Origin of the sequence: Fastidiosibacter lacustris (assembly GCF_003428155.1) — a bacterium.
Lineage (GTDB): Bacteria > Pseudomonadota > Gammaproteobacteria > Francisellales > Francisellaceae > Caedibacter > Caedibacter lacustris.
Genome location: NZ_QLIR01000003.1, coordinates 96,811 through 118,062 on the forward strand (window position 1 = coordinate 96,811; position 21,252 = coordinate 118,062).

A 21,252-nucleotide genomic window follows, 5' to 3' on the forward strand; every position below is an offset into this window, starting at 1 on the left:
CTTGTCTAATATCAAGCCTGGAATAATACTCGATTTTTAAGGAACTTGATCCTATGCGACAGGTATCTGCCAATGTTTCATATCGCTTCTTTTTACAGGCTTACCTATTGATCTTCTCAACAGAATTTATGTTTGCTTTGATTAATCCTAGCTATGTACAATTATTCTTTGACGCAAAATCTCCTTTTAGTAGTTCATTTGCTAATCAGTATAACGCCTCAATTATTTATGGTATTTTTTTACTAGGAGGACAGATCGCAGGGTTAGTTGCAAATATTGTGTGGGGCGTTATTTCAGATCATGTGGGTAGAAAACCTATTGCGACCATCTCAACTGTGGCACTTATTATAACGGCAATCACTGCAATATTGGCAGAACATTGGCAACTGATCACTTTATTTGTGGCGGGGGCAATCTTGGGGCACGCATTGTATGGCATGTTTCCTGTGGTGATTGCCAGTGTCTCTAGTGCTGCATATCAAAGTCAAAGAAAGTTAATTTGGATTGGTCTTTTGCAGTTTTTTACAGGATTAGCATTTGTTATTGGTCCCACTGTTGGTAGTTTATTGATGATTAATTATGCAAACTATATGGCGCCATATTACGTTGTGGTCCTATTAGCAATAGTGATGTTTTTTATCGTTGCAATTGGTTATTATCCTGAGCATTACTATCAGCAGCAAAGGGTAACACACCAAAAGAATGTCTTATGTGATTTGTTGCATTTATTAAAACAAAAAAAGGTTGGTGTTTTGGTTTGGTTGTTATTGCTAGATCAGCTTGCCTGGGGAATGTATTTTCAATTTATTCAACCATTAGCAAAATTAAGCTTAGGTTTTTCAATCAGTGATATTGGTTATTTAGTGAGTTTTATTGGCTTATCATTAATGGTATCAGCGTTGGTATTATTACCTATTTTGCAAAGGTTCTTAAATCATAACATGTTATTTATTATTGCTGTGATCGCTATGCTTATAGGAAGCTTTGGTGCTATGCTTATTACTTTTTATCCGCAATTGAGTAAGTTTTGGATTTACGCAGTAAGCTTTATGGTTGCATTTGGTGATATGGTAGTTTTTTCACTATTAGTTGTTGGATTTTCAAATGCGGTACCTTCTGCATATCAAGGCTTTATTTCTGGGGTATTATATACCTTAGCAAAAGGATTTGGCTGGGGTGTATCAGGATTTTTAGGTGGATATTTCATTTCACTGCATATGTTTTGGTCAATGGGGTTTGCAACTATTATGCTTTTAATACTGCTTATTAGTTTTTGTAGCTTTCGAAATATTCGTATTTAAAAACCATTTGAATCTTAGCTAGTAAGAATTTTACACTTTTTCCTTATTTTTCCGTGAAAACTAGATTAAAAAATTTTAACTTAGTGTGATATAGTGTGACATAGTGTCACATAAAGAAAAATTCTTGGGGAGAGAAATATGAAACATATTAAGTTAATGACATTTATTCTATCTAGTGCATTACTGGTTAGTTGTGGTAATGATAACAGTAGTACAAGTCATTCAGAATTTGCATTAAAAGACAAAGACACATTGGTGCGTGGAAATGCTTTTGAACCTGAATCATTAGATCCTATACATGTACAAACGAATGCAGCAGCTTCAATTTTGTATGACGTTGGTGAAGGTTTGATGTCTGAGGATCAAGCGAATAACCCTGTGCCTGGAGTGGCGAAGTCTTATGAAGTTTCTAAAGATGGTATGACTTACACTTTTTATTTACGTGATGATGCTAAATGGTCTAATGGGGAGTCAATTACGGCTGAGGATTTTGTTTATGCATTTAAGCGAGCAGTAGATCCTAACATGGCATCTGAGATGGCGTATAAACTTGCACCAATTCAAAATGCGCAAGCGATTATGGATGGCAAGAAGCCTGTTTCAAGTCTCGGTGTTAAAGCATTAGATGCACATACTATACAAATACAGTTAGATTATCCAGTTTATTATTTTCTTAGCATTGTAGCCGACCCTATTAGTTATCCAGTTTATAAGGAAGGTGTTGACCAATATGGGCAGAGCTTTTTCCAAGCGGGTAAACTCATTAGCAATGGTGCGTATAAGCTAAAAGAGTGGGTACCTAATGGATATGTTTTAGTCACCAAAAATTCTTATTATTGGGATGCAAAAAATGTTCATATTCAAAACGTTAAATTTCTACCAATCGTTGAGCGTATGTCAGCGTTAAATGCTTATGCTTCTGGGCAAGTAGATTATTTGATGTATGTCCCGTCTGTTAATTTAGATACACTAGAAAAAAAATATGGTGATCAGTTGAAAGCAACTTCTTGGTTAGCATTAGAATATCTTGATTTTAATTTAACCAGACCACCGTTTAAGGATAATAAGGATTTACGTGAAGCATTATCTCTTGCTATTGATCGCGAAGCATTGGTTAAGCAAGTAATACGAGATGGTAGTATTGCAGCTTACAGCTTTTTCCCTGCTGATATAGATAAGGGGCGTTATAAAGATATCAAATATACATGGAGTGATTGGGGTCAAGAAAAACGCTTAGAATTGGCTAAACAACTATACACAAAGGCAGGCTACTCAAAAATTAACCCACTTCGTATATCAATTGAATACAACACAGATGAAAAAAATAAGAAAGTTATGGAAGCGATTGCGCAGATGTGGACACAAAATTTAGGTGTGAAAGTCAACTTGGTAAATTCGGAATTTAAAGTATTTTTAAAAATTCGTCAAACTCATAATTATGATGGTGTTGCACGTGATGGCTGGGCGGCTGATTTTAATACCATTGATAATTTCGCCTCAATGTGGACGTGTAATAATCCACAAAATAATGTAGCATATTGCAATCCTGAATATGATAATTTGATATTGGAAGGGCGAAAGCAATTAATAGTAGATGATGTAGTTTCTTATTATACAAAAGCCTTAAATATCGTACAGAATGATTATCCAGTTGCGCCACTTTTTGTCCACCCAGTTATTCACTTGGTCAAACCATACGTTCAAAATTACAATATGCAAACGAATCACCTTGATCATGTTTATGACAAGTGGTTTTCATTTAAATATCAATCATAAGTAATATAAAAATATGATATTTTTAATTTGTTTTTTTGTAAGCGAAAATACGATGTAAAACTAAAATAGTTTACCATACTGGTAAGCAGTTTATGCGCACATAAAATAAAATGAAAGAGGGAAAATTAAATGTTTGGTTATATAGTGAGACGTTTAGGTGGCGCCATTCCCACCTTATTTGTGGTGGTATTAATTAGCTTTTTAATGGTGCATATGACCCCTGGAGATCCTTTTGCAACAGAGCGTGCACTGCCTCCAGAAGTGTTAAAACAACTTCATCATCAATATCGTTTAGATTTACCGCTTTGGAAACAGTTTTTATATTATTTAAATGATTTGATTCATGGTAATTTGGGGTATTCCTATAAGTATCAAGGCCAATCAATTAATCAGCTTGTTTTTCCAGCAGGTGCTCAAGGTGGTTTTTGGGTGTCAGTACAGTTGGGTATGTTTAGTATTATTTTGGCAAGTATTTTGGGTGTGATTTTTGGTGCTTTCTCAGCGCTTACACGTAATACTAAATTTAACTTTATAGACCACATTATCGGTGTGGTTGCAATGTCGTTTATCTCAACACCTATCGTAGTAACAGCGCCTTTAGCGGTACTTATATTTGCTGTTATTCTAGGTTTGTTTCCGGCAGGAGGCTGGGGGTCGTGGAGCGATATGGTTCTACCTGTGATCGTATTGGCGATCCCTTATATTGCGATTATTACCCAAATTACAAGAAGTAGCTTGATTGAAATCATGAGCTCTCCATTTATTCGTACTGCTAAAGCTAAGGGTTTATCCATGCCACGAATTGTCTGGAGGCATGCGCTTAAGCCTTCACTTATGCCCGTGGTATCTTTTTTAGGACCAGCTGCTGCAGGGATCTTAACAGGTTCGGTTGTTGTGGAAACTGTTTTCACAATTCCTGGTATTGGCGTTCAAGTGGTACAAGGTGCAATAAACCGTGATTATAATCTTGTCTTGACCTTAACGATTATTTATAGCTTATTGGTGATTTTATTTAACTTAATTGTTGATATTATATATGCCTTTTTAGATCCAAAAATTCGTTATTAGGGAGAAGCGATCATGGCAAAAAGTTTCACAGTTGAACAAAAAAAGAAAAATGCAAATTTCTTAGAAGAGGTCGCTAATACTTCACATGAGCAATCGTTTAAGGGTAGGAGCCTTTATTATGACGCTTGGGAGCGTTTTAGAAAGAATAAAATAGCGATGATTAGTCTTATGATATTAGGATTAATCGTGTTGGCAGTGATTGTATTACCTTGGTTTTCACCTTATACCTATGCTCATCAAAACCTAACAGAGGTTTATCAAGCACCAAGTTCTAAGCATTGGTTTGGTACGGATAGTTTGGGACGTGATGTATTTACCAGAGTAATGGTTGGCGGACGTGTGACCTTGCAAATTGGTTTGGTGGCAACCCTCGTTAGTGTGATTATTGGTACATTAATAGGCGCTACAGCGGGATTTTTTGGAAATAAAATTGATAATATTTTAATGCGTATTGTCGATGTGCTTTATGGCTTACCATTTATGTTCTTTGCAATCTTATTGGTCACACTTTTGGGGCGCAATTTTGTGTTGGTGTTTATTGCCATTGGTGCGGTAAGTTGGTTGGATATGGCACGTGTTGTGCGTGGACAAACCTTAAGTTTAAAGAGCAAAGAATTTATTGAAGCAGCTTATGTGTGTGGCGTAAAAGAGCACACTATCATTACCCGTCATATTGTTAGAAATCTAATTGGTATTATTGCTGTGTATATTACATTAACTGTACCTGTTGTGATTATGGTAGCCGCATTTTTAAGTTTTTTGGGGTTAGGCGTCCAACCACCAATGACAGATTGGGGTGGACTTATCAGTGATGGTGTACAGGTCATTGCTTTCAATTATTGGTGGCTACTTATTATTCCTTCAATTTTCTTAACTACGACCTTGTTATGTTTTAATTTTGTCGGTAATGGTTTAAGAGATGCACTTGATCCACGTGAACATCGTTAGGAGGAAAGAAATATGTCACTATTAGTCGCAAAAGATTTAGAAGTAAAATTTAAAACCAACGATGGACTCGTTAGTGCAGTTAACAAAATTAGCTTTAGCTTAAACCAAGGCGAAACTTTAGGAATCGTAGGAGAATCAGGTTCAGGTAAAAGCCAAACCGTTTTGGCATTAATGGGGTTATCAGCTTCAAATGCAGTGATTTCAGGGTCGGTTAAGTTTGATAAAGAAGAGCTAATTGGAATGCCAATAGCGGCATTAAATAAGGTTCGTGGGGATAAAATATCCATGATTTTCCAAGATCCAATGACCTCGTTAAACCCTTATCTTACAGTTGAAAATCAATTAAGTGAAACCCTGATTACCCATCGCAATTGCTCGAAAGCGGAAGCTAGAAGAAAGGCGATTGAAATGTTAGATGCAGTACATATTCCAGATGCCAAGAATCGTATTAAGTTATACCCACATGAATTTTCAGGTGGGATGCGACAACGTGTGATGATTGCAATGGCTTTAATGTGTCGACCTAAACTGTTAATCGCAGATGAGCCAACAACTGCGTTAGATGTAACTGTTCAAGCACAGATTTTAAAGCTATTAAAAGAATTGCAAAATGAATTTAAAATGGCAACGATTTTGATTACTCATGATATTGGTGTAGTTGCAGGTGCTTGTGATCGGGTGATGGTGATGTATGGTGGTTCAGCTGTTGAGTCGGCAGCTGTAGATGATTTATTTATATATAGTCATCATCCTTATACTAAAGGCTTAATGGCTGCAACGCCTCGCGTTGATATCCCAAGTACACGTTTACAAGCCATTCCCGGGGAACCACCTGATTTATCTAATTTACCACGGGGCTGTGCGTTTGCACCAAGATGTGCATTTACATTGACAACGTGTGCGATGCAAAAACCTACTTTGAAAAATTTAGACAAGGAAAATACACATTTAGTTGCATGTTTTTATACACAACAACGATTGGAGACAGTATAGATGAGCACTGCAGAAGCATTATTGACGATTGAAAATTTAAAAGTATATTTTCCACTTAAAAAAACTTGGCCTTGGCAACAGACAAGATTTGTTAAAGCAGTTGATGGTGTATCATTTGAGGTTAAAAAAGGTGAAACATTGGGTATTGTTGGTGAGTCTGGTTGTGGTAAATCAACCTTAATTCGTGCTGTTGTAGGTTTAGTGGGGGCTACAGAAGGTAAAGTCGTGTGGGCAGGCAAAGACTTAACTGCATTAAAAAGTAAAAAATCTTGGCAACCCGTACGTAAAGAAATTCAAATGATCTTCCAAGACCCTTTTGCTTCACTTAATCCGCGTATTACTATTGGTAATATTATTGCGGAACCCCTAAAAGTGCATGAACCACATTTGTCAGTATCACAAAGGCGTGAACGTGTTGAGCAGATGATGCGGATGGTAGGTTTGTCTCCCAAACATATTAACCGTTATTCTCATCAGTTTTCAGGTGGTCAATGCCAGCGTGTGGGTATTGCTCGTGCCTTGATTTTAAAGCCTTCTATCTTGGTTTGTGATGAGCCTGTAAGTGCTTTAGATGTTTCAATTCAAGCACAAGTGGTAAACCTATTAAAAGAGTTACAACAAACGCTTGGGTTGACAATTTTATTCATTGCCCACAACTTAAGTGTGGTAAAGCATATTTCCGATCGAATTATGGTGATGTATTTAGGTAATGTAATGGAAGTTGGTGAATCTAAGTCTTTATGTGATTCTCCTCAACATCCTTATACGAAAGCATTATTGTCAGCTGTACCCTTACCAGATCCAGCGTTAGAACGAAATAAACAAATTCAAATTTTGGAAGGTGACTTGCCTTCGCCTATTAATCCACCATCAGGATGTGTGTTTCGTACACGTTGCCCATTAGCAGATGAGATTTGTGTTAAAGAGAAGCCTAAACTTCATGAAGTCACCAACGACAGAAAAGCTGCATGTATTAAGATATAAACGGGGTAAGTAATGTTGAAATAAGTTAATTAAAAATAATTGTTTAGAGCAACATTTTTTTTGATTACAATATCTTAATAGATAAGACTTAAGAATGATGTGAATTTTTATGTTAGACATTCAAAACATTCGTCGCGATTTCCCCTTTTTAAAACAAATGGTTCATGGCAAGCCAGTTGTTTTTTTAGATACAGGCGCATCAGCGCAAAAACCAAATGTAGTGATTGATGCCGTTAAAGAAAGTTATACCAATGACTATGCGAATGTTCATCGTGGTGTGTATTATCTTAGTGATCAAGCCACTGAAAAATATGAAGGTACGCGCAAGGTCGTACAGAACTTTCTCAATGCAGAAAAGCTTGAGGAGATTATTTTTACAAAAGGCACAACCGAGTCGATTAACCTGGTGGCAAGCTCACTATTAGATGATTATTTTGAAGTTGGTGACGAAATTCTCATCACCGAAATGGAGCACCATGCCAATATCGTACCCTGGCAATTAATGAGTAAACACAAGCCGTTAGTGATTAAATATATTCCTGTGACAGATAAAGGCGAGCTTGATTTGTCGGCTTTACCTTCACTTTTAAAAGCTAAAACCAAACTTATTTCTTTAACACATTGTTCAAATGTGCTCGGTACGATAAATCCAATTAAAGAGATTATTCAACAAATTCGTCAAAACTATCCTGATATTGCTATTATGGTTGATGGTGCACAATCGATTGTTCATCAAAAAGTCGATGTACGTGATTTAGATTGTGACTTTTTCGCTTTCTCATCTCATAAGCTTTATGGTACAACAGGGGTAGGAGTACTCTATGCTAAAGAAAAATGGCATTGGCTTATGTCACCTTATCAAGGTGGGGGAGATATGATTAAACTTGTTACGATGCAGCAAACGACTTTTGCTGATCCTCCCTATAAGTTTGAAGCAGGGACACCTGATATTATTGGTGTGATTGGTTTGTCAAAAGCAATAGAATATGTGCAAGGCGTTGGAATGGATAATATTTCTGCACATGAACAAGCATTATTACAATATGCAACAAAATCTTTAAAAACCATTCCAGGTTTGCGAATTTTAGGTGAAAGTGAACACAAGGCAGCTGTCATTACATTTGTCATTGATGGCTTTCACGCTAATGATTTAGGGACTTTGTTAGATTTGTCTGGGATATGTGTACGCACAGGACATCATTGCGCACAGCCGTTATTACAACGCTTTAATGTGCCTTCTACGGTGCGTGCTTCATTTGGTATTTATAATACTCAAGAAGATGTAGATGCCTTGATAAAAGGACTGAATAAAGCAATGAAAATGTTGAACTGATGACGTTTACCAAGCAGGAATCGCAGCATCATCTGGATAAAGTTTTTCAGCTAATTTTTTGACCTGGGGAGATTGGTAGGCTTGGATAAATTTCCTTAATAGAGGATTATTTTTATTATTGTCACGAATGACAATAATATTAGCAAAAGGCGAATCTTTAGACTCAACAAAAAGGGCTTGTTTTAGCGTTAAATTTGCTTTGGGTAAAAAATCATTGTTAATCACTGCAAGGGTTACACTACTTAAGTTATTTGGTATTTGGTCGGCTTGTAATGGAATAATTTGCAGTTTATAAGGATTATCAGTGATATCGCTTAGCGTTGCTTTCCAACTTGCTCTAGTTTTAAGTTGTATGAGTCCTGCATCAGCAAGTATCATTAAAGCACGACCTCTGTTAGTTGGATCATTTGGGATGGCTACTTTAGCCCCCATAGGGACTTCTTTCAGTGAGTTGATCTTAATTGAAAAGACGCCCATAGGATAAATAAAGGTTTTTCCAATTTCAGTCAGCTTATAGCCAAACTCTTTTATTTGGTTTTCTAAAAATGGGATATGTTGAAATACATTAGCATCAATATCACCATTATTTAAGGCACGATTAGGAAGATTATAGTCGCCAAATGAAACAAGTTTAACATTTAAACCATATTCATTTTTGGCTACTTGTTGTGCCATTTCCATGACCTTTTGCTGCTCAGATGATTGTGCATAACCAACAGTAATTATATTTTTATTTTGTGTGTCCTGATAAGCGTTATAGCCAATTTGTGCAATTGAAGCTAACACTAAGATGCCAGCAAGTACCCACATACTGGTAAGTTTTTTCGTATTTGTTAAGTAATTACCATAAGATTGACATAATTGCACTAAAACAATGAGTAAGATGACACCACCATATAACAAGAAATAATTGCCATTGTTATAACCTTGGAAATAGGTAAGGTCACCAAGTCCACCACCACCAACGATCCCAGCCATTGCAGAATAACCAATAAGACCAATAGTAGTTAAGGTAGCTGAATCTACTAATAGCGTTTTGGCTTCAGGTAATAAAACTTTAAAAATGATTTGCAGTTTAGTGGCTCCCATAGCATTGGCTGCTTCGATAAGACCTTTATCTACCTCTGAGATGGCTGACTCGGTTAAACGTGCATAAAATGGTAGCGCAGCTATGGCTAAAGGCACAATTGATGCAGTTGTGCCAATTGTCGTGCCAACGATTATTTTTGTTATTGGGTAAAGCAATATCAATAAAATAATATATGGGATGGAACGCGTGATATTCACAATAAAACCAATCACTTGGTTAAACAAACGGATGCTTAAGTTTTGTTTGTTGTGTGATAAATACAGAAGCACACCCAATATTAAACCGCCAATTATTGCAATAGCAGTGGCAATAAATACCATATAAATGGTTTGCCAAGTTGCAAGTGCCAAACTAGAAAGCATTGATTGTAGCATAACCGATTACCTCGATTTTGATTTGTTGTTGATGCAAAAAGCCTAATGCCTTTTCCCAGTTATCTTTCTCACCTAACATATGGCAAATAGTGATCCCAACTGATTGAGCTTGAATACGTTCGATGTTGGCCTGAATAATGTTACAAGAGACTTTAAATTTGCTATTTAGCTCAGCAATCACAGGTGTAGTAATACTGTCTCCTAGAAAAGTCATTTTGATAACAGGAGATAAGTGTTCAGCCTGATAAGGGTCATTGTAAAGTTTGCTTTGAATTTCTTCAGGTAATTTCAAGTGCATGCTATTTTCAGTAAAGCTTTTGGCAATAGCGGTTTTGGGGCTTAAAAAAAGCTCTGTAACGGTTCCAGTTTCTTGAATTTCACCTTCATCAATAATTGCTACCTGATCACAAATTTTACGGATAACGTCCATTTCATGCGTGATTAAAATGATAGTAAGGTTAAGCTCTTTATTTAGCCTTTTGAGCAGCGTTAGAATTTGATCTGTTGTTTCAGGATCAAGCGCTGAAGTCGCCTCATCACATAAAAGCGCAACTGGTTCTGACGCTAAAGCGCGTGCAATAGCAACACGTTGTTTTTGACCACCACTTAACTCATCTGGATAACTACGTGCTTTTTGATCTAAACCAACTAGTGTTAATAATTCATTTACTTTGGTGTGAATTTTGTCCTTGCTAACATGTTGCAATTCAAGTGGAAAAGAAATATTGTCATAAACCGTCCGTGAAGACAATAAGTTAAAATGTTGAAAGATCATACCAATTTTTTGACGTGCTTTTCTTAGCTTCTCATTTGAAAGCTTGGTAATATCTTCACCATTAATCAAAATATGACCTTCGCTTGGAGCTTCGAGCAAATTAATACATCGAATAAGTGTACTTTTACCAGCGCCGCTTTTACCAATAATGCCAAATACTTGACCATCTTGGATTTTAAGATTGATTCCTTTAAGGGCAACGTGACGAGCATGCTTGGTTAGGTATTCTTTTTTTAGATTTTGAATTTCAATCATCCTATTTTTCCACCTCTTTTTTATAAAAAATTAAATATAATTCGATTTGAATAATTTTTTGTCACACCCTTAAAGTTGAAGTGGTTAAAAGTATAATGCTATTATTTAGCATGTGCTATTCCAATTGCGAAGCATTTTATTGGGTTTGATGGCGAGGGAATTTGCGATGAGTATAAGCAATAAGAATAATAATACTCAAAACTGATAATATGGTAAAACTGATTGGCATTGAGAGCGTATCACTTAATGGCAATATCGTTATAATTGCAGTGATTAATGAAGCAGTTCCCATTTGAAAAAAACCCATCATTGCGGATGCTGAACCTGCAGTTATGGTAAAAGGTGCCAAGGCTTTAGCAGTAGCAATCGGTATGACAAAGGCAATACCAGTGAAAAGAATAATAACGGGAATTAGTAAACTATATAAATGTACTATGTCAAATAGCATAAAAATTAACAGCAATAATGCGCCACAAAGACTAATTAACATGCCAACAAGTAAAATGCCATTTTGACTCATTTTATGGCAAAGATAAGTGCATAGTATAGAACCAAGCATAAAAGCAAATACAATCCCTGCTGCGATGACGATAAACCAAATCTTTTGTAAGTGCAAAATGTTAATTACAATGCCAGGTGCCTCAACCAAACAGCTATAAACCATCCCAATATTTAAACCTAAAATACATAAATAGACAAAATAGCCGCGTGTACCATATAAGCTCCAATAATTAATGACAAATTTGTATGGTCGTGTAGCACCATAATTTTTTTGCTTTAAAGTTTCTGGAAATAACCAGATAACAAAAATAAGCAAAATAATTGACAGCACAAATAAAACAATAAAGTTAAATTGCCAAGGCACAAAGGTTCCAACGATTGCACCAGCACCTGGTGCAATTGCAAAGGCAGTATTCATCTTGGCAAACACTTTACCTTGATCTTTTTGCAAAAAAGCATCTCTTACGGCAGCGCTAGAAATAACAGCCCCAGCACATGCACCAAACCCTTGTAAAAAACGAGCAAAAATCAAAATCACAATATTAGGGCTCATCAGACAAATTGTAGAACCAATAAGGAAAATGACAGAACCAATAATCATAATTGGCTTACGACCAAAACGATCTGAAAACGGACCATATAGGATTTGACTGATAGAATAACCTAAAAGATAAAAAGTAATCGTCAATTGAACATTATGATAGGGAGTGTTGAAGGCTTCAGCAATACTTGGTAATGAAGGTGCATAAATGGTATCACCAAAAGGACCTACTGAAATCATCAATACCAAAATAAAGAGTGATGGAGTGATAAAAGCAGCAGCCTTACTTGTTGTTTGATTCATCTTTTTACTTTAAAGGTCAATGGCTGCAAGTGTGCCATTATTAGTTTGAACGACTATTGTTTTGCCAACTGCAATTGGTTGAGCATTTATGCCATCCCCACCAACTTGAACACGATTGAGATATTTCCCTGTTTTGGCATTAAGTATATGAATGTAGCCTTCATAGTCACCAACAACAATAAAACCATCTATATATAAAGGCGCAGAGGGTTTTCTACCTTCTAATTCTATTGCTTGCCAGAGTGTGTCACCCGTTTTAGTGTTATAAGCTGTGATATTTCCTTTGCTATCAACAGCAAACAATGCTTCGTTATTTAAGACAAGATTACGATAAATGGAGGCTTTTTTTTGCCAGTTCATACTACCAAGTTTAGTATTAAAGCTAATTAAGTTGCCTTGGAAAGTAGCAACATAAAGTTTGTCGTTGTCAATAATCGGAGTGGCGGTGATGTCAACCATTTGCTGAGCAGGGGAACCAGATTGAGGAAGTGCAATAGGGTTATCCCATTGTTTTTCTCCACTGTCAGCTTTAAGCCCCCATAAGCTACCTGATGATGTTCCTGCTATGACTAAATCTTGATAAAGAATAGGAGAGCTGTTGCCAATGAGCATGACATCTGGGATAGGGGTGCTTTGTGTCCATAACTGCTGCCCATCACTGATTGCATAAGCAGAGAGGCTACCATCATGTGTCTGAACATAAATAACGTTATCGACAATTGTGGGTTTGGAAAAAAGGCTACTTGGCAGGACATTTTTCCACAAGATTTTACCTGTGTTACGATCAAGTGCAATAATTGTGCCACACAAGCTGCCAGCCACGACGTATTGACCACTGACATTAGCAGCTGAGCTGAGTTTAAGATCAGTATTCGTTGACCATAAAAGTTTGCCTGTTTGAGCATTTACAGCACTCATGTAACCATCAAAGCTTGTGGTGTATATAATATTATTAAAGCTTACAGGCGTTAATGTTAAATCAACTTGACCACCGTTGCCATTACCAATACTCCTATCCCAAACATAATTGACTTCAACGTTAGGTTTAAACTCAACAAGTGGTTTAGGCGGAATATCGTTACTCTTGTTACCACAACCAGTGAGCGTACTGCCAAGAATGGTGATTAATAGAGAAGCGATAAAAATTCTTTTAGCTTTTTTCATGTATATTCCTAAATTAAACGTTACTTAAGTGCAGCAAGGTTATCAATTTTTATTTGCAGTAGGTTTTTAATATCAGTAAGCTCAGGTTTTTGTGTCTCTTTGAGTGCAAGTTCCCATTGCGTTTGTGCTGCTGAATAATCTTTATTAGCAAAATAAGCATCACCTAATAGCATGGCTTTGGATAAAGAAAAACCCGTAAGTTTAATGCTATTGAGCGTTGTGATTGCGTCATTTATTTGGTTTTGAGCCATTTGAATACGTGCAAGTCGTAGTTTTGCAATTGCTTGAACGTTTGGGTTAATCGAATTGTTTGCAATTTCCTGTAAACTTGCTACTGCTTGCGCTAAATCATCTTTAAGTACAGATTGCCTTGCAATTTCTAAACGCGCAAAATCTGAGTAAATAGATTTAGGATAAAGATTAATAATATTTTGTGCTTGGTTGATTATAATATCACTATTGCCAGTAACGTTTTCAGAAATCAACATCATTTTTTGATAAAGCTCAATTGCTTCAACATCATTTTGCAGCTGTCTTTTTTGCCAATATTGCCAACTAACAATGACAATTAAGACCAAACAGATAATGGTAACAACAGATGTTCTATATTTTTTCCATAGTAGCTTGGTTTTATCAAACTCATTAGTATCCAATTGTTCAGTCATGAATATAAAACGTAAGGTAACGACATTGGTCGCAAATATAACATAAAGCTTGGTAGCACTGTAGTGGAATATTAAGGTATCTTAAAATTGTTGAAAAAACGCTACAGCTATGGATGAAATTAAGTAAAATAAGCGCGGATAAAGATATCTTAAATGGTGAGCTGTTATGGTAAAAGCAGAAATATTAATGAATATAGCAGCACATGAGAAGCGTGTGGCTGTGATTGAGAATGGGGTTTTGCAAGAAGTACATATAGAGCGTGAGAATCAACGTGGCATAGTTGGTAATATATATAAAGGTAAAATTACACGTGTGTTACCAGGTATGCAAGCTGCTTTTGTCGATATTGGCTTGGAGCGCGCAGGTTTTCTACATGTTTCAGATGTAATGCCAATTGCTTCAGATGAAAGTGCTGGAATCGATTTAAATAGTAAGGAGGCGGATGTACGCCACTGGCTAAGAGAAGGTCAAAGCATTTTAGTCCAAGTATTAAAGGATCCATTAGGTACCAAAGGTGCACGTTTAAGTGCACATTTATCTCTAGCCTCACGCTATCTTGTCCACATGCCGGATTTAGATCATATTGGGATTTCACTTCGTATTGAATCAGAAGAAGAACGAGAGCGTTTGCAACAAGTGATGAAAGAGGCGCTTGGCTATGAATATCCACGTGGTTTTATTATTCGCACTGTAGCAGAGGGGTTGTCTTCTAAAGAGTTAAGAAAAGACATTATTTTCTTACAAAATCTATGGCAAGGTGTTGTTGATTCTGCAAGCACGGTAACAAAGGCAGGTGTGGTATATGAAGATTTAAGCTTAGTGATGCGAACGCTTCGTGACTTTGCTAATGATAAGGTAGAGCGTATTCGAATCGATAATATTGATATGTATAGCGAGCTGTGCCGATTTAGCGACAAATTTGTACCTGGCGTACGTGAAAAACTTGAACTTTATCGTTCTGATAATCCTATCTTTGATATGTATGGCGTCGAAGAAGAACTAGCGCGAGCATTAGATCGAAAAGTACCTTTAAAATCAGGTGGTTACATTATCATTGACCAAACGGAAGCAATGACAACTATTGATGTCAATACAGGAGCATACGTTGGAATGGTGAATCTAGAAGAAACTATTTTCAAAACCAACTTAGAAGCGGTACGCGTCATTGGTAGACAATTGAGATTACGTAATTTAGGTGGAATCATCATTATTGATTTCATTGACATGTTAGATGACGAGCATAAAGAACAGGTTTTAGATGCATTGGCTAAAGTGCTAGAGTTAGACTATGCACGAACAACTTTTTCTGGTTTGTCTGAATTGGGACTTGTCGAAATGACGCGTAAACGTACTCAAGAAAGCCTCGTTCAGTTTTTATGTGAACCTTGTCCAATGTGTCAAGGCAAAGGTAGGATTAAAACTGTACAAACGATTTGTTATGAAATTTTTAGAGAAATTAAACGAGAAGCCTGTACTTACCAAAGCAATGGTTTTCTAATAGTGGCATCAAGCGCAGTTGTTGATGCCTTGCAAAATGATGAATCATTTGGGTTAGGAGAACTTGAAATTATTATCTCGAAACCCATTAAGCTGCAAGCAGAATTCAGCTATGCTCAACAAATGTATGATATTGTATTAATCTAAATCAATAAACTTAGGTGACAATTTATGAGAAGACGTGTTTTTATTTTATGGCTTGGAATTGTCTTTGCCAGTTTTCTCCTGATTGTGATCTTAGTAGGATATGGATTATTAAGGCTGTTGCCAAGTTATCAACATACGATTGAAGATGTGCTTTCTCAAGTGACAGGTTCAAAAGTATCATTACAAATTGAATATGCTGATTGGCGTGGTCTTGATCCTGTAGTTAAGGTTGGTCAAATTATGGTGAATGGCCATGATTTTTCACTGAATATTCCTGAAATGACAGTTAGAATTGATGGAATTCGATCTTTAATCGCTTGGAATTTTGTGACGAAGTCGATTGTGATTGATTCACCAAAACTGAAGTATTATTCAGAAACAAATAAAATTGATAATCAATTTTTGCAGTTACTATCTGTAGAAGAGATCAATCAGATAGGTGGATGTTGGTCGAGAGTTTTGGATTACTTGCTTCAACAACAGCGGTTAAGCTTAAAAGGAATGATAGTTGTCATTGATCTAAGAAGTCAGGGTATAGCCTGGGAACTTACGTTAAATATGGATTATACAAAAAGAAAGCAACAAAAAGGCTTATTAAACATAGCAATTTCACCTTTGATAGCTAAGCAAAATACACAAGTAGAAATAACAGCAGTTATCGAACAAAAGGATGATAAATATTACTTTGATAGTAATTTAATGGATAAAGCACATGTACTTATTAGTGTGCTTAATAACCTTAGTGATAAAATCAAGTTTGAGCCATTGATAGGAAATCAAATTAATCTATTTATTCAAAGTTCTATAAAAGGCTTGGATGAGATTTCTATGATCGGGGAGTTATCTGAATTAGAATTAGAAACTAAATTGCTGCAGAAAACAAAGTTTAAAAATATATCCTTTAACTTAAGGCTATTTCGCTACCAAGGTCGCTTTATGTTAGACGTAAATCCTTTAACCTTCGTAACGCACAATAAACATTATATATTTAGATCTACGCTCATGGCTTTGGATAATCATCGCTTAATGGTGAATGTTTCACGCTTTAATTTGGCAGATTTTTCAAATTTGACTCAGTTAGATGTTGTTAAATGGCGTAAAGACTTAATTTTATCAGGGCAGCTCACAAATCTACAACTTTCATTTGATTTACAGGAAATGAATATGGATGGTGTGCAACTAAGTGCCAACTTCAATGATTTAGGCGTCACACAAAGTGATAAACGCTTTGATTTTACCGGTTTAACTGGACAACTTTGGTGGCAAAAAAATAGTGCAAAAATTTTATTAAATGCACCAAATTTTACCTTGGGTGAAAATACGGTGTTTACAAAAGTATGGCCACAATTTAACGCTGTTGGCGAATTAAATATCATCAAACAACAAGATAAAGTCATCGTTTATGTGCCAAATCTTCAATTAAATAACAAAACAATTAATTTTTCTGCTAAAGGCAATATCGACGTTCCACTTGATCAGCCATTAAATTTTACATTAGATATCAAAGCAAACCTAACTGGACAACATGTAACAACGGAATATCAATCTTTTTTACCCAAACATGGTATTCCAATAGCGCTTTATGATTGGTTAATGAAATCTTTATATGGTGCAAAAGCAGTTGATGCAAGTCTTAAAATCAAAGGGGTGGCACGTAATATTCCATTTGCAGATGATTCAGGTGTTTTTAAAATAGATGCTAATATTCAAGATGGAAAGCTTATACCATATTTTGGTTTAGGTGTTGCTTATGGGCTTAATGGTAGTCTTCACTTTGACAATGAACAATTAAGCGCTAAGGTCGATAGGGGAATGCTAGGTGGAATTCCAATTAAAATAGCTCACGTCAGTGTTGATAACATTGCTCGCAACACCCCAGCAACTCTTACTATCACTGGTAGTGCTGACACAAATAGTAAGCAAGCTTACACGTATTTAGAAAGTACAGAATATGGCAAGTTAGTGAATGAGCTAAGCCATTATGCAAAATTACAGGCTAACACAAGTATAAGCCTAGGGATTGAGATTCCATTCGGTGATCAGTCACGTCATCATCGCTTTTATGGTAAAGTTTCAATCAATGATGGTTTATTATCTATATATCAGCCATTTGTATATAACATCTATGCTATGGAAGGTGAAATTGCATTCAATAATGGCAATGTTTTTATACACCAAATAAAAGCTATGTTAAACAAGAATTTCCCTGTCGCATTAACAGGGTCGCTTAACGTAGAAAATCCCAAAAACCCGACTGTCATGCTAACAGGCAAAACGACTATTCCATTTACAGAAGGAAACTTCAATCCATTAACAAAGTTTAGTACAAAACAAAAACTGTCAGGAACCTTGCCCATTAGCTTCGCACTCAATAGTAATTTTGATAAAGGCGAATTTAAAATAGACAGTAATTTTATAGGTTTGACAAGTACATTAGGTGCTCCATTTAATAAAACAGCTTTTGAATCTTTGCCAATTGAGCTTAAGCTTTCATGGCAAAAGGACAATAACATAGGTAAACCAATTGACATTCAACAAATTTCAAAAGCACAATTTGAAGTTGAAACTAAACTAAATATTGCAAATCAAACAGATTTAACAACGGGATTTAACTTTAGCAACAAAGGTATAGGCGCATTGAGTATGACAGGGCACATCCATAAACTCAGTTTAGATTTCTTATTGAATCTAGCAAATATGGTTGACCAAGCAATCTTAACCTTTCGTGCTCAAAATCAACTACAACAACTAACAGCACTAAATACTCCCTTGGTGGAAGATAAAAAAACAAGTTATGATAATTGTCTCATCGTTGCAAATTATGCTAATTGCATCTATCGCAATTTAAGTAATTGGCTTAAACCAAAAATCAATTTGGATATAGGTTTACTTGATGTTTGTAATACGATTTACCAGGATGTCAACCTTAAAACAGCAGTAAGTCAACATTATACAAATATTGAGTTGACGGCTAATAATTCAGTTAAAATAACTATTGACATACCACAAGCTTTACAAAAGCCAATAGAAGTAAACGCAGATAATTTATCCTTTAGGTTATCTAGCGATAAAGTTAAAAAAGAAAAAGAACAACAAACTCGAAACGATGCTCAGTTTAAAGGTGTTTTAGCTAAGGTGCTTAACGTTAATACTCTACAAAAAATTCCAAATGCCAACATTAAATTAACTAATTTACAACTAGGTGGATATGGTATTCCAAATATCTTAGTAGCGGTTAATATACGTGCTGGCGTTTTATTTATTCCAGTATTGTCAGCCTATGATCCAAGCTCAAAACTCTTAGCAAGTGTGCAGTTATCACCACAAGGCAGTACCTTGCAACTTAATGCATTTTCACTAAATTGGGGAAATTTACTTAATAGTTTTGGCTATGAAAACTTTCTTAAAAGTACATCTGGGGATCTAAATGCAAATTTCAGCTGGTCAAAACTCATGCCAAGTTTCTCAAACATAAAAGGTAACATAAGTATCGACTTACTAAATGGCGTAATTCTGTCGATAGATGCAGGTATTGCAAAATACATAGGTTTACTAAGTTTAGATGCTTATTTTAAACGATTATTTTTACCTTATAACGATTTTGAGCATCAAGGGATGCCATTTAACCATATCACGGGTAGATATGACTTAAAGGATGGCATTGCCATAAGCCAGCCTTCAGTTGTGATTGACACGCCAGGTTTTGCACTTATTGTGCAAGGAGATATTAACATTTTAAACAAAACATTGAATCAAAGAATTAAATATCAACCTCATTTTTCGGGCACCACAGCTGCTGTAGCTGGTGCTTTGGGGGGACCAGTAGTTGCTCTTGCCACCTATTTGGGTGGTAAGGTTTTAGGCAATACATTATTTAGAAATATGGGTCTTGTTAGCTTTGATGTGGTCGGTAATTGGGATAAGCCGACACTTAAGCAAGTTCAGTAACGGGGGGGTAGGCGTACTCATTCAACACATCTACCACGGCTTGTAGTAATTTTGTGGCGCTAAAGCCATAAACACCTTTTTCTTTAGCATATTTTTCACTGGCTATCCCTTGTAAAAGAACAGCAAACTCAGCAGCCTTACTAACGGATTGAAGTTGTGCAGCAAGACCTGCAATCATGCCTGTAAGTAAATCACCTGAGCCAGCAGTTGCTAAAATAGGATGTCCATAACGGCAAAGCTTAAGTTTATTCTCAGTGTAGAGTAAAGTTCCAGCACCTTTTAGCAAGACTTGTGTATGATAATGATCCGCCAGTGTTTTGGTTAATTCAATACGGTTATTACGAACTATGCTTGCAGTTGTATTTAATATTCTTGCTGCTTCGCCTTCGTGTGGTGTAATGAGCAGTTGATCTTGATTACATCGAAGTTGAATTGATTTCAAGAAATCTAATGCACCGGCATCTATAATCATAGTTTTATTAAACTTAAGTGCTTCAGTGATAATACGTTGTGACCAAGGCATAGATTCAACCATGCCTGGACCAATTACAAGAACATCTAATTTATTTATTAGCATTTCAACGTCCCTGAATTGCTCAACTCCATAACACATAATCTCAGGTTGATTCAGGTTGATAAAAGTGGCATGCTCTTTATGAGTAAATAAACTTACACGTCCTGCACCTATGATTAATGCGGCAGTTGCAGTCATAATAGCAGCACCAGACATCCCTTTATCACCTGCAATGATACCAACGTTTCCTTTGTCATTTTTGTTAATAGTTTTGCATTTGAGTAATTGAGAAATATAGCTTTTTAGATCACTATGGTCTAATAGAGTTGCTTGCGGTTGAAGGCTAGAATCAAACATATCCTCACTAACAAGTGGAGCATAAATGAGATTACCGACATAATCAGGAGCTTCCCCTGTATAGAGTCCTATTTTGTTGCAGACAAAGCTTACGGTTGTATTGGCCTTGATGGCGCAACTAAATAACTTACCAGTCGAAGCGCACACCCCTGATGGGACATCAACACTTAAGGTATAACGACTGTGAGCATTAATCGTTTTAACAATTGTACTGAGATAACCACTGATATCACGATTAATGCCAGTGCCAAAAAGCGCGTCAACCACAACATTTGCTTGTTTAATCGCTTCTTCAAAAAGATCATGATCAACATAAGATAACAATTTTATATCAATGCCTAAACTTTTTGCATGCTTCAACATATATTGGGTATCTGGGGTTAATCGATCATCATCAATAGTAGTGAATATACGTGTGTCAATATTGGCCATATGTGTAAGCGCTGCAATCATAAAGCCATCTCCTGCATTATTACCATAACCTGCAATCACAACAATGCGTTGAGGACATTGCTTTTGAATTTCATTAAAACAAGCAAAAGCAGCTTTAGCCATAAGATCTAGACTGTTAATGCTTTTATTATGAATAAGATATTGATCTATATCATAAGCTTGTTTGGCACTATAGAGACTTTTAAAATGAGTCATGATTTTTTGTTGATTCAATAAATTTGTGTGATAAGCATATTTTTTATAAAGCAAAAGTGCAATAGGGCA

Annotated in this window: 15 protein-coding genes; 9 read left to right on the forward strand and 6 right to left on the reverse strand. The window is 36.0% G+C overall.

Annotation, left to right across the window (positions count from 1 at the left end):
• Positions 1-53: 53 nt before the first annotated feature.
• The 7 genes from DNJ77_RS02825 (at position 54) to DNJ77_RS02855 (ending at position 8,403) form a co-directional block, all read left to right on the forward strand.
• Positions 54-1,301, forward strand: a complete 1,248-nt coding sequence (locus DNJ77_RS02825; RefSeq protein ID WP_116963489.1) for an MFS transporter — start codon at positions 54-56, stop codon at positions 1,299-1,301.
• A 138-nt stretch (positions 1,302-1,439) separates the two neighbouring features.
• Positions 1,440-3,077 carry a peptide ABC transporter substrate-binding protein gene (locus DNJ77_RS02830; RefSeq protein ID WP_116963490.1) on the forward strand — a complete coding sequence of 546 codons (1,638 nt, stop codon included), beginning with the start codon at positions 1,440-1,442 and terminating at the stop codon, positions 3,075-3,077.
• Positions 3,078-3,206: 129 nt separating this feature from the next.
• Positions 3,207-4,145 carry an ABC transporter permease subunit gene (locus DNJ77_RS02835; protein WP_116963491.1) on the forward strand — a complete coding sequence of 313 codons (939 nt, stop codon included), beginning with the start codon at positions 3,207-3,209 and terminating at the stop codon, positions 4,143-4,145.
• A gap of 12 nt (positions 4,146-4,157) precedes the next feature.
• Positions 4,158-5,093, forward strand: coding sequence for an ABC transporter permease (locus DNJ77_RS02840; RefSeq protein WP_116963492.1), 936 nt, complete (start codon positions 4,158-4,160; stop codon positions 5,091-5,093).
• Positions 5,094-5,105: 12 nt separating this feature from the next.
• A complete protein-coding gene (locus tag DNJ77_RS02845) occupies positions 5,106-6,086 on the forward strand; it encodes an ABC transporter ATP-binding protein (RefSeq protein WP_116963493.1) in 981 nt (326 codons plus the stop codon).
• The gene (locus DNJ77_RS02850) at positions 6,087-7,070 is read left to right on the forward strand and encodes an ABC transporter ATP-binding protein (RefSeq protein ID WP_116963494.1); all 984 of its coding nucleotides are present in this window, start codon (positions 6,087-6,089) and stop codon (positions 7,068-7,070) included.
• A gap of 109 nt (positions 7,071-7,179) precedes the next feature.
• Positions 7,180-8,403, forward strand: a complete 1,224-nt coding sequence (locus tag DNJ77_RS02855) for an aminotransferase class V-fold PLP-dependent enzyme (RefSeq protein WP_116963495.1) — start codon at positions 7,180-7,182, stop codon at positions 8,401-8,403.
• Positions 8,404-8,409: 6 nt separating this feature from the next.
• Here DNJ77_RS02855 and DNJ77_RS02860 read toward each other — a convergent pair whose 3' ends face one another.
• From DNJ77_RS02860 to DNJ77_RS02880, 5 genes are all read right to left on the reverse strand, one after another.
• Entirely contained in the window at positions 8,410-9,867 is a 1,458-nt protein-coding gene (locus DNJ77_RS02860; protein WP_116963496.1) for a MetQ/NlpA family ABC transporter substrate-binding protein, read from the reverse strand.
• Positions 9,845-10,897 carry a methionine ABC transporter ATP-binding protein gene (locus DNJ77_RS02865; protein ID WP_116963497.1) on the reverse strand — a complete coding sequence of 351 codons (1,053 nt, stop codon included), beginning with the start codon at positions 10,895-10,897 and terminating at the stop codon, positions 9,845-9,847. Before DNJ77_RS02865 ends, DNJ77_RS02860 begins: the two co-directional genes overlap by 23 nt.
• Positions 10,898-11,033: 136 nt before the next feature.
• Positions 11,034-12,242: a multidrug effflux MFS transporter gene (locus DNJ77_RS02870; RefSeq protein ID WP_116963498.1), complete on the reverse strand. Its 1,209-nt coding sequence runs from the start codon at positions 12,240-12,242 to the stop codon at positions 11,034-11,036.
• Between the two features lie 9 nt (positions 12,243-12,251).
• The gene (bamB, locus tag DNJ77_RS02875) at positions 12,252-13,406 is read right to left on the reverse strand and encodes an outer membrane protein assembly factor BamB (protein ID WP_116963499.1); all 1,155 of its coding nucleotides are present in this window, start codon (positions 13,404-13,406) and stop codon (positions 12,252-12,254) included.
• 20 nt (positions 13,407-13,426) lie between these two features.
• Positions 13,427-14,071, reverse strand: coding sequence for a YfgM family protein (locus DNJ77_RS02880; RefSeq protein ID WP_116963500.1), 645 nt, complete (start codon positions 14,069-14,071; stop codon positions 13,427-13,429).
• A gap of 166 nt (positions 14,072-14,237) precedes the next feature.
• Here DNJ77_RS02880 and rng point away from each other — a divergent pair, with 166 nt between their 5' ends.
• On the forward strand, positions 14,238-15,716 hold the full coding sequence (gene rng / locus DNJ77_RS02885; RefSeq protein ID WP_239986729.1) for a ribonuclease G: 1,479 nt from the start codon (positions 14,238-14,240) through the stop codon (positions 15,714-15,716).
• A gap of 24 nt (positions 15,717-15,740) precedes the next feature.
• Positions 15,741-19,664, forward strand: a complete 3,924-nt coding sequence (locus DNJ77_RS02890; protein ID WP_116963501.1) for a YhdP family phospholipid transporter — start codon at positions 15,741-15,743, stop codon at positions 19,662-19,664.
• Here DNJ77_RS02890 and DNJ77_RS02895 read toward each other — a convergent pair.
• Positions 19,648-21,183, reverse strand: a complete 1,536-nt coding sequence (locus DNJ77_RS02895; RefSeq protein ID WP_157966568.1) for an NAD(P)H-hydrate dehydratase — start codon at positions 21,181-21,183, stop codon at positions 19,648-19,650. The two genes, DNJ77_RS02890 and DNJ77_RS02895, sit on opposite strands and share 17 nt — an antisense overlap.
• Positions 21,184-21,252 lie beyond the last annotated feature (69 nt).